The organism is Pseudomonas sp. FSL W5-0203, from assembly GCF_001896155.1.
Classification (GTDB): Bacteria; Pseudomonadota; Gammaproteobacteria; order Pseudomonadales; family Pseudomonadaceae; genus Aquipseudomonas; species Aquipseudomonas paracarnis.
In genome coordinates this window covers 269,762-283,114 of the sequence record NZ_MPOR01000001.1, presented here as the reverse complement: position 1 = coordinate 283,114, position 13,353 = coordinate 269,762, and the positions used below count along the sequence as shown (strand labels likewise).

The window sequence follows — 13,353 nt, the reverse complement described above, 5'->3', positions numbered from 1 at the left end:
ACCAAGCTGTCTGCCAATAACATTGTGATATTCAGTCTTGGAGAAAGCCTACTGAATTGCTTACAAGTAAGTCAGCAGTTCGGATCTAGTTTTGGCCGCTGCATCGGGCTCGATTAGGTCACTCGCCAGTTGGCGTTTATCAAGCAGCATTTGCCAGAGCATCTGATCAATGGTGTTCTCCACCAGCGGGATTTTCACCACAACCATGCGTAGCTGCCCATTCCGGTAGGCTCTATCCTCAGCCTGATCCAGTAATCCAGGCGTCCAGGGCAACCCCAGAAACATCACATAATTGGCAGCAGTCAAGTTATTTCCGGTACCGGCGGCAGAGGTGGTTGCTGCGAACACTCGGGTGTCAGTATCGCTTTGAAAACGATCGATCGCTTTTTGGCGTTTGCCGACGGAGTCACTCCCTACCACCGTGACGCAACTGTATCCGGCTTGCTCGCACTGAGCACGCAGCGTGCTGACTGTGTCCTTGAACTCACAGAACAAGATGACTTTGTCTTCCACATCCAGTTCGCACAGCAGCTCCATAACGACCCGAACCTTCACCTGCTCCAGCAACTGGCGCAGCGATCCTAGCCTGGCAAGACTTGGTCTGTCTTCAAGGCGTATACGGTCGTATTCACGACGTTCCTCGACTGAAAGCTCCACCGGCAAAGTCTGCCGTTGCTTACCCTTGAGCTCCGTGAGCACGTCTTTGCGGCGCCTAAGCATCCAGTCGCCAATCGCCTCTCGAAGGTTCTTGCGAAACTCTGGGCTGCCGGCGAACTGTTCGCAGAACTCTTTGAGTGACAGCTTCCCAACGGGATGGCCGGAAAGCCGCAATAGCGTGTGAAGTTCTGACTCTCGATTCAGGACGGGTGTACCAGTCAACAAATAGCGATTGGGCACCTTGGCGGCAATGTCGAAGCCATGGCGTGTCCACGCTGCGGTGGGCTCTTTCAGGCGGTGAGCCTCATCGATGATCATCACTTCAAAATGGCCGGCCTGCAGGACATAGTCGCCCAAGCGCTCGTAGTTAATGATGGTCCACTGCAACGAGGGATCGAAGACCTGCTGGCCTATTCTGGCTTCGGGATACACCATCTGGATTTCACGTTGCCAGTTGATGATCAGAGTCGACAAGGTGATGACGAGGATGGGGCTGTCTCCCGCTCGAATTGCGGCAGCGATGATGGCCTGGCGCGTTTTCCCAAGGCCCATATCATCTGCAAGTAAAGCGCTAGTCCGTTGCAGCAGATGCCGGATGCCTGCCGGTTGATGGTCCAGCAATGAATGCCCCGTCAACGCCTGGTCGATTTGCTCGCTAGTGAACTCGGTCCGCTCGATGGATGGCACAGCGGCAAGGTAAACGTCTGTTGAGACCTCTTCATTTCCGATTGGGGCTGCGCGCTCTTGCGGCGGACCTCCGAGGCTGATGCGGGTGACTTCATCGGCCGGAACAATGGATCCGTCGGTCAGCAGCTCCTGCACGGTGTCCAGGATCTCAAACTGATCTTCAGAAAGCCCCAACTCAAGAATGAGGTTGGAACGCACCAGTTCGGCGGTCGAATCAATGCGCCAAGACTTCGACTGGCCAAGGAACACGCCGTGCATACGTCGAGATACCGCGACGGCTCCAGGGTGATAGTCGCCCGACAGCAGAATGCCGCCCTGAGCCAGTGGAGCAATTCGAAACGTTAGACCCCAGGTGAATGCTTGCCGGTCTGGTGATTGTTGTGCTGCTGCAAGCTTTGCAGAGAAGGTCTGCCAGCTCTCGTTGAAACGGCCTTCCGTCAACTCCATCAGACGATGGAAGAGCAGATCCAGGTCATCCAGCAATTTACCCTTGGGCATTCGCCAGTAGCGATGTTGAGGATGCTCCGCACGGCGTATGTAGAACCCATCACGCTCAAGAAACAGGCGGTTGGCCCCCTCGACGTACTGCAGCAGAATCCCGAAGTCATAACCGTCGAAAATAACCTTCTCGACCAGATGGGGCCGACTATTCAAAAGGCGCGGACGGCTCATGTTTTACTCAAACGCTGGTTGATCCATTCTGTGCACGCTTGAGCGTGCAGCTTTTTCCGGTTTCGATTTGTATAGCGGGGCATGGATAGTGTGTGGTCGGGCCATTCCAGGTTGACCTCGAGCTCACCTGATTTGATCTTTGCCCAAAACCATTGGTAAGCCCGGTCAACCCTTGAGCCCGACCTAGGTGTGCGATTGCGGAGCCCTCTCAGCTGTATCGTGACCAAGTGTTTAGAAGTCAATTTTGCCGGTGTCTTGCCCCAGGCACTCTCATCCATTTGGATTTCGGCAGAGGCCAATGATTGTCCGTTTTCGCGTACTGAAAAAAGACGGCAGTTGCCTCGATAAGCGCTGTAGTCGTAACCATCAATGCAATGGCCTAGCGCTCGATGTTCTGCATCAAGGTCCGCTGGGCATTTCAGCTCGACAATTTGCAGCCCATTCGGGCTTACGAGAAGTGTGTCGTTCGAATTAAGCAGCGTCCTCCAGGGCGTTGAAGAGTCCGCTTTTGTTTGGGGATCTGCGGCATCAAGAGCTTCACGTATGTCTATCAGTGCCAGGTGAAAGCCATCCACTAAGTTGGCGATCTGGTGATAGGTAGCAGTACCTATGAAGCTTTTGAGTTTTTGCAGTGCGTCACGGGCGTCGGGTCCGTCGCTTTCATCAACGCTATTAAAAACATCATTCAGATCTTGCAGCCTATCAGCAATTTGAAGCCAATCAGGGTTGGACCACTCTGTCGGACATCCTGAGAACAACCTGCTCCAGTCTTTTGTCTGCTCCAAAAGTTGATAGGGAATCTTATCCAGCAATGCAAAAAAGGTTTTCCAGTGCGTCTTAGTCGAAGGGCGGCGGTTGACCATTGCTGCTCCAAGCAGCAATCGATGCCACGGAGTATCCGGACCTTCACGGCTTATTCGCGTCAATGCGCTGCCGGTATCAAAAACGCGTTGTTGGCCCAAGTACCGAACTGATGTTCTTGGAGCTTGTAAGAGCCATGCCAAGATGTCGTTCAGGGGGAGGCCAGCGTCCGTGATACGGCCCACTAGGCATTCCCTGGATTCCACGCAGTAGTCGTCGTCGCGCAAGATAGGTCGAAACTCTTGAAGTTCATCCCATGGGCTTTCCAGGAAAATCTTTTGCTCTTCGTCCCATGGCCAAGGCCATTGGTTGGCCAAAACTAAGAGAGGGATTAGCACCGGTTGAACCTTGAGGGCTTGTAGTCGACGTACGCGGTCCCCTTGAGCCAGCCAGTTATAGAGCTTTGGGGAAGGGCACTGCGCTGAACGAATAGCGAATAGAAGTTCCTGGTCCAGGCACTGGCAATACTGCTTCAGCGTGCTGCCGATCTGTTTCAAGTAAAACTGCGTGCGCGGGTTGAAGTAACGATTGTTGCTTACCGACGCATCCGAGCCTTTGCGAATAAAACTACCCAGATCCTCAACCGCGAGCGCAACTGCTGCCGCTCGTGCAGACTTGCAAAACGACGTCAGAAGCACATCAGCAAACCAACGCCCCTTAAATCTCAGCAGCAGCTGCTGGGCTACCTGGACGGACGGCTTTTTTTTATGTACGCGATCTTTAGTTACGATCTTGCAGGCCATTAATTGCTGGCCGTCGAAGTACTGAAGCTGGTTGCCGATCCTGGCCAGAACCTGGCGCGTTTGAGCATTGGTACTGCCCCATGCCACACACCAGCAGCGGGAGTGGACATTAGAGTTGAGGTAGTGCTCGATGAACGAGGTCAGGAGGGAAGGTGAGATCTGAAAATGCAAAGCCCAAGTCTGGGCCACTTCAATCTGGCGATCTGAGAACTTTTCCAGCTTCGGCGCTAAGATGCGCAGTCCCAACACCGATTGTCTTTTCTGTTCGCTCACCCGTGACCTCCTCCGCTATTCGCAGAGGAATGTCAGGTACGGAAGAGGTAGGTTCCAGCGTTAATGCATAACACCGTTAGTAGTGAATTATGCTCTCGGTAGTAAGAGTTAAACCCCTCTGGGTTTATCGAAGTCTGGTTTGCCATTCAGTGAGGGAAAGCTGACTTTGCAGCCGTTGGACCTGTACCCGGTGCAGCCCCAGAAGTCATAGCCGCCGTCCCCTTTTTTCTGACGCCTTGCGAGAGGCTGATTGCATTTGGGACAGTTGAAAGCGCCACCGGCTGTGGCTGGGCGTGGAGCTGACGCCATTGGCACACTTGGCATACCACGTTGCTGAGACAGTTCCTCTTCCAGGCGCTTATGCAGACGTGCAACGACGGCGCCGTAGGTGTCTTGGCCCTGGGCGATTTTGTCCAGGTCGCGCTCCAATTCCCGCGTAAAATCCAGCTCCACGAAACTGAAGAACCCTTCGAGCTTCGCGATCGTTTCCTCCCCCAGAGGCGCCGGTACCAGTTTGCGGCTCTTTTCCTCGATCAGTCCTTTGCTGGTGATGTTCTTCAAGATCGAGGCAAACGTACCGGGTCGACCGATCCCTCGACGTTCCATTTCTTTGATCAGGCTGGCCTTGGTGTAGCGTGACGGTGGTTGTGTTTTCTTCTTCAGCAGTTCGCCGCTGTGGACCGAAAGAATCTGTTTTGGGGTTAGTGCTGGAACAGGGTTGTCAGTCTTCGTGTCCTCATCATCGTCAGTGTCATCGCCCCCGAGCAGTTTCCGCCAACCTGGATGAAAAAGCGTTTCACCTGTCGCACCAAATCTCAGCGCCTTACCATTAGGTCCAACTGCGAGCATTTTCACCGTGCGAACATCAAAGACAGCCGCCTCGAGCTGGCTGGCCAATGCCCGAACCCAGATAAGCTTGTACAGGGCCAGTTCGTCATCGTTTTCGCCGGCGGATCTTTCGGACCAATAGGTGGGTGTGATGGCAGGGTGGCCTTCCTGGGCGCCTTCGGCCGCTTTGAACGTGCGCCGGTCATCTACGGCTTTCAATCCAAGAGCGTTGGCCACCGTTCGAATATCCACCATGGCTTCATCTGGGACGTTTGGGTTGTCAGTTCGGTGATAAGTGATCACGCCTTGCTCGTACAAGCGCTGGGCCACCTGCATGGTCTTGTCCGGATCCCATTTCAAGGCGTTGCTGGCAGCTTGTTGAAGGGTCGACGAGATGAATGGTGCGGGAGGATGACGCTCGGCCTTGCGATCCTCGCAGGACTCCACGACCACATTTCGAGTGCCGGCGACGTGTTGAGCCAGGTTGCTATCCTGAACATAGGGGAAGTCCTTGCTTGCGAAATCCGGTACCGGTTGCCACTCGGCATACCAAGTGGTGCCCCGACTTACATCGGCAAAGAACAGACGCACGCCAAAGTGATTGATCACCTGAAAGTTGCGGATCTCGCGTTCGCGCAAGACCACGAGAAACACGGCGGGTGATTGAACGCGGCCAGCGGAAGTAGGTTTGCCCATCAGGCGCCGCAACTCTTGGGTCACCAGGTAGCCCACCAAGCGATCCAAAACACGCCGGCACTCCTGTGAGGCAACCCTGTTCAAATCGATTTGACGAGGGTTGGCTAGAGCCTCTGCGACACGCTTGAGGGTGATTTCATTGAAGGTGATGCGTTTGTAGGATTTGACCGCCAGTACCTGCTGGATGTGCCAGCTGATGCTTTCACCTTCACGATCAGGGTCGGTTGCGAGGTAAATTTCACTGGCCTGTTTCGCTGCGGCCTTGATCGTTTTGACGGCCCTGGCGCTCTTATCCAGGATCTCGTACACCGGCGTGTAGTTTTTACGTACTCCGGTGGTGATCATGCTGTCGTCCTGACCTTTGGCCGGCAGGTCGCGGATGTGCCCACCACTGGCAACCACCTGCCAGTCTTCCCCTGGGCGTAGCTTCTTCATCATTGGCTGGAGCTTTTTCAGCTTACCAGGTGCCTCGATGATCAATAGCTTCACGGTGTGTCCCTCTCAGATAATCAGAGCGGGACTGTTGCGTCAGGCGGGTAGGGCTTCAATAGGAAATGGTCAGTGCGTGGGGGAGGGCATTATGCGGCTATAGGTCCAGCGAAAGCTGCTGTGCCTGGGCAAAGCCCTTTAGCCATGACGCACGCATAGCGGGGTGTTGGTAAGGGCAGTCATACACCCGTAGCCCTTTCCGCGCAGCGGCCGCACCAGTGGCAAAAACCGTCAGGTGAGGATTGTTGCAACGTCGCCTGTCAGTGGCTTTAGGCAAGAAAGCGTTATCACCCATGGCGGTTGCTCCACGATGCTCAAATTCATCTTCCAGCAGATCCGCGCTTGGCGCGATTTTTTACGGGAGGGTGTTGCAGCCAGGTGCCGGGATGTCGAACCAGTTGGTGGCCCTTAGCCAATGCACGAAGAACTCAACGGACTGACCACTTCGTCGTTGAAAATCGTGTAAATCGCCATGAAGCTCAAGATCCTCAGACTCATCATCCCAGTTGAAAAGTTCGAAATAGTTGGTGTCGTAGCGATCAGGGTTCAAAAGCTCTTGTATGAATCTTCGTGCAACGAATGAGCTCATGTCACTGTAGTCATCAGCCCAGACGTCTTTATCACGCCAACCAGCTTTTATCCAGGAGGCGAGTCGAATGTTGTCGGTGATACCGTAGAAGTCTGCTGCGTTGACGTCGCTCTCATCACAGTACCGCCAGTACAGCCGTCCCAACGTGGGGTGATCCGCTGCTACCAGAAGCCATCCATCTGGACACCTCACCTCATCATCGTCCCGCATTGTCATACACCTTAAGGCTTCACGATTGGGGAGGGAAAGACGTTGATGTTTTTCCCTCCACCACGAGCTTCACGATTGGGGGGCCAAAATTAAGCCCCTGCAATCAGAACGGACGGTCGGGGTCCGGGTAGTCGTCGAAATCAGGGGCAGGTTGCGGACTGGACTGATCACGTGACGGGCTGCCTTGGCCCTGCGACGGTGACAGGGTCACGCTCGCAATCCTGTGCGGCAAGATGGCGACCCGCGAGGCTTGAACCTTCAGAGCCGCATTTTCCTCCCCATCTTTTTCCCAGCGATCCATTACGGCTCGGCCGGAAACGATCACGCGCATGCCCTTCTGAAACAGGTGCGAGTAGTGTTCAGCATCTTTGTGCCACCACTCGACGTTCGCCCAGAACCCCCCACGATCTTCATACCCGCCTTTACCGTCCGGAATCGAGTTGTCGAAGTAGACGTTGACCCGCATGAGCCTCCGTGGGTCCTTGTTGCCGTTGGCGAACTCTTTGAATTCCGGGGTGGAGCCGATATTGCCTTCCCAGCCTTGTACGGGTGTGGACATGAGTATTCTCCGAGGTTATGGATGTTGCGTTTGATTGGTGAGCTTCTGCAGTCGAGCGGTGTACACGGCCTCTGCCTGGCCCATTTTTTCGGCGCAATCGGCGGCCTGTTTGGCAATTGAGTGCATCAGGCTCATTTGCATGTTCAGCGTGATGCGCTGCAGTTCCATTGCGTACAAGTCCTGCAGCATGATTTCTGGTGTTCTGGATGAACCCATCATGTCTGCCCAAACACCGACGCCCATTCGGCGGTCCGTCACCTGCTGCCATCTCAGAAATTGGGTTCCGGCCTGGGTGTTCTGTTCTGTCAGTCGAACTGGCACAAGGGTGAATGGATACCGGCGAGCCTGGCTCAGCACTTCCTGGGCAAGTGCTTTCAATTCCGATTCTTGAACCCGGCATAGATCGGCAAATTGGCTCAACTCCCCCTTACCTTTAAAAGGCTTTAAAAGGCCTTTTAGTGAGGCAGCCTGTTGCAGTCGTTGGAAGGCATCCTGTTGCAGTGGTCGGAAGGCGGTCTGTTGCAGCACGCCGTCTTCTGAGGACGTCTGGCCCATGACCATCAGCCTTCCTCGGCATCATCAAAGTGATCACTCGCCTCGGATTGCTGTTGGCCGCGAATGATGGGGGGAGCAAAGTTGGAGCGGCGGGTGCCTTCCAGGATGTCCTGCGGCAGTTCTCCGTAACGCTCATACATTTTGCGGGCTGCTTCAGCCTTGGCATTGTTGGCGGCGAAGTCATCGCGTGCAGCGCCGGAGTATTTATAGATCTGGGCCAGACCAAAAAGTCTGCGCAGCACGGCAGCGCCTTCATCGATCCAAGTTTCCATGTCGTGACGACCGACCAGACCGACGTGCTGGGCCAGCAAAATGCGCCTGACAATTTCGTCGTAGTTGGTCAGTAGGTACACGGCTTGGAAGCCGAGTGGATTGGCGATGTATAGAGGGAGGCTGACAGGCTGGATGGACAGGTTCTCGCTGATACTGATGGCCGGGGGGAGGGAAGCCATGGCTGTATCGAGACGATCTTCGATGGTTTTGAGTGCCTCCTTTGAATCGTGGATCTTCTCTTCAAGCTGGATCATCCACCAGTCTGAATACGGATCATCCTGCTGGGCGCCACGTGACATGCGGTTGACTACAGTGCAGAAGCCCGACAATCCGATGATGCCGACCTTGAGATCGTTTTTTGGGCGTCCCATCCAGATCCGTGCAGCATGATGGGTGTGAAGGGTGAGCTTCACATCGCTGCGTAGTGAGCCAATATTGAGCCGGTAATTGTCAGCCATGGTGCAGTTATTCCTTGGAAAGAGGATTGACATGGCCATGCTGCAATTGGGCTGCTACGGACGCAGCATTAAATCCATAGTCAGACGGAAGGGGATTTGTTGAGGCGTCTATATATAGAAGGAGAGAAGCAACATTGTCTGTCTGACTGCCGTCAGCGATCCGGGATCCCTGGTAAGTGTTGTGGGCCACAGCACTGAGCCGACGGCCACCACAGATTACGGATCCTGTCAGGGTGATGCGGTGCGCATCATCCAGTCGGTAGTTATGTGGCCCACATAGCTTCGAGTTGCCACCTGGAGTATCGAATCCCTGTTGAGTGTTGTGGGCCACAGCACTGAGCCGACGGCCACCACAGATCACGGTTCCTGTCAGGGTGATGCGGGACACATCATCCAGCCGGTAGTTATGTGGCCCACATAGCTTTGAGTTGCCACCTGGAGTATCTGATCCCTGGTGAGTGGTGTGGGCCACAGCACTCAGCCGACGGCCACCACAGATTACGGATTCTGTCAGGGTGATGCGGGCCGCATCACTTGGCTGAATGCCTCCACCGATATCGAATCCTGGCTGGGTGTTGCGGGCAGCAACACTCAGCTCGGCTATGCCGCTGACCTGGGATCCTGGTTGAATGATTCGGCCCGAATCACTCAGCTCTCTGCCATAACCGGTATCAAGTCTGGTCAGCGCCATGCGGGCGGCATAGCTTGGCTGACTGACATTTCCGTCCGGAGTCATGAATGTGTGCTCCGATTGGGCTTTAGCAGGTGCAGCATCTCGCTCAGTGTTTGATTGGCGGTTTGTATCGATTCCGGATTGCGTGGAGTCACCATCGCTTTCACCGGTTGAGCAACTTCAACGGTGCTTGAGCCCGTCGACGGGCTACCCGTGTTCATGTGGTTGAGACGTGGTTTGTCGTCTGGCTTCCAATTGCTGTTGAAGTCACCTCGTACCGCCGTGGCGACAAGCGTCATCAGATACCCAAAAGGGTTTCGAACGCCTCCCGTGTCACAACGGTGCACCCATTGCTTGATGAGCGCAGGCTTCACCTCTGGTGGGACTTTCTGCAACGCCACAAGGGCACTCTGTTTCTGATCCGTGGGCAGCCGGTGCAGGGCATCCAGGAGGTCTGCAGCCGTGTCATCTGACGTGGGCGGTACATGTACAGAGCTTTTACAAACATCTTTGTTTGTATCTGTATACGTACTATATGAGTTCGGATTCCGAACTGAGTCCGAACTCAGTGATTTACGGCTGAGTTCGGATTCCGAACTCAGCTCAAAAGCGATTCGCTTACCGCTGGATTCACTGAGTTCGGATTCCGAACTCAGTGTGGAGGCAGCTATATTTTGCTGAGTTCGGATTCCGAACTCGGGAGCAGTCAAAGGCTGAAGGGCTGTTGCCTGAACCCATGGCTGACTGTTCAAGCGAGCTTCGATGATGTTCAACCGAGTCGGTAATCGCTGACCAACCTCCGGATCTGCGGCGAACTCCTTCCAGGCTATTTCAGCAACTTCACGAATCGCCTTGGTCTGATGCTCCATCGATTGAGCGAGTAACTGCAGATAGTCTTTGTCGAACTCCAGCGCTTCACCAGGCGTTACAGGTTCATCGTGAAGAAGGTAGACGTTGCCTTGAACCTGACCACTGAGGTCATTACGCACGCGACGACCGAGGCTGAGCCAGCGAGTCAGGCGAAGGGTGACCAAGGCTTTTGATACCGTTTCACGGGACGCCGGTCTGCCGGGTAGCATGCCCAGGTATGGCCGTAGCTGCTCATAGGTGGGGAACGCCGTCAGGCCGTCGTCATTGATCAGTAGGCGAAATACCTGCCAGGCGTTTCGTTCAAGCGGAGACAGTCGATCATCCAGAAGCAATCGACGAGGAACTGTCTCATGAGGGTTACCGCTGAAAATAATGCCGGAGTAGGGCGCTGAGCCCTCAATCCCCGGGGGCATCGACTCTTTTTTCTGACGCAGATGAGCCTCAAGATGCCCTGATGCAGAGTCCAGAAGTGTCGAGAAGGGGAGCCGGGACAACTTCATAGGTCGTTGTCACCTTGCCCCAGTGTAACTACTGGTAGGGCCAACTGATGGTTGGCCGATGACACCAGCTTCAAACCTTTTGTAAATCCAGCGCTTGGATGCGAAGGCGGATAAAGGCCGTCTCTGATCCATGACTGAACGCGGTGCCAGATTATCGCTAAACTGAGGTTTTCCGTGCCTTCAATTGAGTCGGCGCCCTGTGGAGCATTGAGTTCTTCTGCCACCAGCATGGCCACGTCCAGCAACGCCAGGCTGTCATCCAGCTCAACCTGATGCTCTTTCATCAGATGGGTCCAGCGGTACCAAAGCTGAGCATCCATCTCTTCGCTAAACTCTCGCCACCGGCCACGGCGTGCTGTTACGCCAATCACCAGGCGTTGAAGGGCAACATCCTGGGGGGATAAGCCAAAGAACTGTTGCAGCATCTGTGTCGTTGCCCCGAGTCGAAGAGCACGTTCAATCATGCGCACTTCCTCGTCTGATCGTTGAGCCCCGGTCAGAAGCTTTTTCACCATGTCTCCATCTATCGTGACACTGCACCAGGAAACGGGAGTGTTAAGCAGCAAGCTCAGCACCGAAGGTTGTTGAAGCTGGGCCAAGATTTCGGGCTCCAATCCCATCTCTATGCAGCGACGGAGTTGGCCGTTGCGCATGTGGTGCAGCACCTGAGACAGGATGGCTTCATTGATAGGTGTTTTGGACATACGACTCTCTCCCTGCCATCGACCCAATCAGCTAGGTGAACTCGGATTGTTGTTGGCCATTGACTTGATTTCTAAGTCGATCAAACGTCTTGCGAGACGAATAATTCGAAAGAGCTTCACCAGCGCGCCATCGCTCAGACGATTCGTGTTCTCTGGAGATTGATCCTTGGCATAGGGCTGACCCAATAGGATCTGGCCGAGACCTGCAGCAAATTCGAAATCGGCAAGTGAACCAGCCTGTTCAGGCTGTTGCTGAATCATCTTCAGCGCGATGGCGATTGAGCCGCTCAATGATTGGAGCAGCGTCAAAGTGTGCTGGGCTGTAGCGGTGACTTCGACGTCTTCAGTTGGATGTCGATAGCTAAAGCCCACCCCTCCGTCGAGGTCCAGGAATTCACCAGGTGCATTGACTGTGGTCGCAACTTCCCGTGCCAACTGAGCGATATGCTGACGCAGGGTGACGGGATTATCGATCTCGCGTTCGATGTACCAGAGGTCAGAAATGGGATTCAGTCCACCGGCTTGAACCGGGATGGCCACCAAAGCATTGGCCGCGAAGTCAGGCAGAATCTCCCCATCAAGCGCCGCGACTTCGCGCTTCATCTTTTCGACCCTTGCCGAAGTCGTCACTGGACTCGCAATGTGCCCGTCCAGCCGACTCTTTTGCTCTTCGAGACTCATGTGCGCCAATGGAGGTGGCGTAACCTGCGGTTTGATTGGATCTTTGCTTTTTTGTTGTGCTGTGTTGGTTTGAATCGCTCCCCCGGTTTGGGGGGCGGGCGACTGTTGTGCCGGATTTTGAGAGGGAGGGTTACCGATCTCGGTCGAGCTAACACCCTGCGGAATACCACCCAAGGTTAAGCTGGGTTGAGGCAGTTCGAGTATCGGTGTGGATCTGCGCAATTGGTCCTGATTCTGGGTAATCTCCAGCAGGATTTTCTCGTACCCGAGATTCAGTGGCTTTTGCAGTTGAGCTATCAACTCGTCCTGGAAGCGCTGAAACAGAAACTCTTCGGCATCTCCCTCAAACTGAGACAGAACATCTTGGAAGACTGTTTCGAATTCAAGAGGCAGCTCGTTTCCATGCTGCTGATAATTACGCTCCCAGCACTGAAGGGCGGTTTTTCTCAAACCTAACAGTTTTATAACTCGATCAAATCCGAGGCCGGAGTACAACATTGCAGGAATTACAGGAAGCAAGTAGCGAATAGCATCTTGCATTCTGCTGATGTGGGGCTGAGAGATCGGATACCCGTCAGCTTTCAAACGTCGAGAGAGTTCACTTTGAGATATCGATCCGCCTGCTTCCTCCTCATATAGCGCTCTTGCCTTATCGACACCAATTGCCCGCTCGATGAACAGCAGTTGCCCCTGCAGATCGTTTTCGGCCAAGTGCCCGGTGAGAGAAATAATCTCCCCCCGGACTGCATCCCATGGACGAAACAGGCAGTGGAACCTGAAGAATTTCTCGTCCCCAGTCTCACGATACAATTCGTTGAGAATCGCCAAGCGAGTGTTGCCTCCGTTCCGGATTCGGAACTTCTCCTCACCAGGCTTACGGGTCACTGGCGGTGGCGTATCCAAGCCACGCTGACGGATCGACTCCTTAATGTCGTCGTATTTAGGGTTGCGCGTGGTCCGTGGGTTTTCGTCATACGGCAGCGTATCGTCCAATGTCAGCAACATCGGTGTGTCGACGATGGGGTCGCTCAAGCGAGCAGCAGCTGGCGACTTGGATTCAAATCCAGGAAGCTGCAGCTTTTCTTTCATAGTCTGTGCCAATGACGGTTTCATACTCTTGCCCCAGCTTGCTCATTGGCCGGAGCTGCAGCCATCAGTTGGTCAATGATCTTGTGGGCTCGATCCAAAGCGGCTTCAAGCCCCGCGGTCGCTTCCAGGCGGTGAACGATTTCCGAGTTCATTGACCGGGTGTTTTCACGTGCCTGCAGTGCGATTCGCTCGCGCATTCCGTCCGGAAGGCGGACTACGAATTTTTCTTCGAGCTGACGTTTGGTTTCATTGCTCATAGCGTTCTCCATTACTTATCGGGCAGGGG

At 54.4% G+C, this 13,353-nt stretch carries 13 protein-coding genes; all 13 read right to left on the bottom strand.

Features of this window, described 5'->3' with window-relative positions:
• Positions 1-60: 60 nt before the first annotated feature.
• A complete protein-coding gene (locus BOP96_RS01345; protein WP_056791309.1) occupies positions 61-2,016 on the bottom strand; it encodes a DEAD/DEAH box helicase in 1,956 nt (651 codons plus the stop codon).
• A complete protein-coding gene (locus tag BOP96_RS01340; protein ID WP_056791312.1) occupies positions 2,013-3,893 on the bottom strand; it encodes a hypothetical protein in 1,881 nt (626 codons plus the stop codon). Before BOP96_RS01340 ends, BOP96_RS01345 begins: the two co-directional genes overlap by 4 nt.
• 108 nt (positions 3,894-4,001) lie before the next feature.
• Complete coding sequence (gene topA / locus BOP96_RS01335) at positions 4,002-5,906, bottom strand: type I DNA topoisomerase (protein WP_056791315.1); 1,905 nt, start codon at positions 5,904-5,906, stop codon at positions 4,002-4,004.
• Between the two features lie 97 nt (positions 5,907-6,003).
• Positions 6,004-6,201, bottom strand: a complete 198-nt coding sequence (locus BOP96_RS01330) for a CrpP family ICE-associated protein (protein ID WP_073451677.1) — start codon at positions 6,199-6,201, stop codon at positions 6,004-6,006.
• A gap of 60 nt (positions 6,202-6,261) precedes the next feature.
• The gene (locus tag BOP96_RS01325) at positions 6,262-6,705 is read right to left on the bottom strand and encodes a hypothetical protein (RefSeq protein ID WP_056791318.1); all 444 of its coding nucleotides are present in this window, start codon (positions 6,703-6,705) and stop codon (positions 6,262-6,264) included.
• 103 nt (positions 6,706-6,808) lie between these two features.
• Complete coding sequence (locus BOP96_RS01320) at positions 6,809-7,264, bottom strand: single-stranded DNA-binding protein (protein ID WP_056791322.1); 456 nt, start codon at positions 7,262-7,264, stop codon at positions 6,809-6,811.
• Positions 7,265-7,279: 15 nt separating this feature from the next.
• On the bottom strand, positions 7,280-7,819 hold the full coding sequence (locus BOP96_RS01315) for a DUF3158 family protein (protein ID WP_056791646.1): 540 nt from the start codon (positions 7,817-7,819) through the stop codon (positions 7,280-7,282).
• A gap of 5 nt (positions 7,820-7,824) precedes the next feature.
• The gene (locus BOP96_RS01310) at positions 7,825-8,550 is read right to left on the bottom strand and encodes a PFL_4669 family integrating conjugative element protein (protein ID WP_056791325.1); all 726 of its coding nucleotides are present in this window, start codon (positions 8,548-8,550) and stop codon (positions 7,825-7,827) included.
• A 7-nt stretch (positions 8,551-8,557) separates the two neighbouring features.
• Positions 8,558-9,286: a hypothetical protein gene (locus BOP96_RS29345; RefSeq protein WP_138726201.1), complete on the bottom strand. Its 729-nt coding sequence runs from the start codon at positions 9,284-9,286 to the stop codon at positions 8,558-8,560.
• The gene (locus tag BOP96_RS01305) at positions 9,283-10,593 is read right to left on the bottom strand and encodes an STY4528 family pathogenicity island replication protein (RefSeq protein ID WP_020303009.1); all 1,311 of its coding nucleotides are present in this window, start codon (positions 10,591-10,593) and stop codon (positions 9,283-9,285) included. Before BOP96_RS01305 ends, BOP96_RS29345 begins: the two co-directional genes overlap by 4 nt.
• Positions 10,590-11,297 carry a DUF2857 domain-containing protein gene (locus BOP96_RS01300; protein ID WP_056791329.1) on the bottom strand — a complete coding sequence of 236 codons (708 nt, stop codon included), beginning with the start codon at positions 11,295-11,297 and terminating at the stop codon, positions 10,590-10,592. Before BOP96_RS01300 ends, BOP96_RS01305 begins: the two co-directional genes overlap by 4 nt.
• Positions 11,298-11,324: 27 nt before the next feature.
• Positions 11,325-13,091, bottom strand: coding sequence for a ParB family protein (locus BOP96_RS01295; protein WP_056791333.1), 1,767 nt, complete (start codon positions 13,089-13,091; stop codon positions 11,325-11,327).
• On the bottom strand, positions 13,088-13,324 hold the full coding sequence (locus BOP96_RS30735) for an Arc family DNA-binding protein (RefSeq protein WP_056791336.1): 237 nt from the start codon (positions 13,322-13,324) through the stop codon (positions 13,088-13,090). Before BOP96_RS30735 ends, BOP96_RS01295 begins: the two co-directional genes overlap by 4 nt.
• Positions 13,325-13,353: the final 29 nt, after the last annotated feature.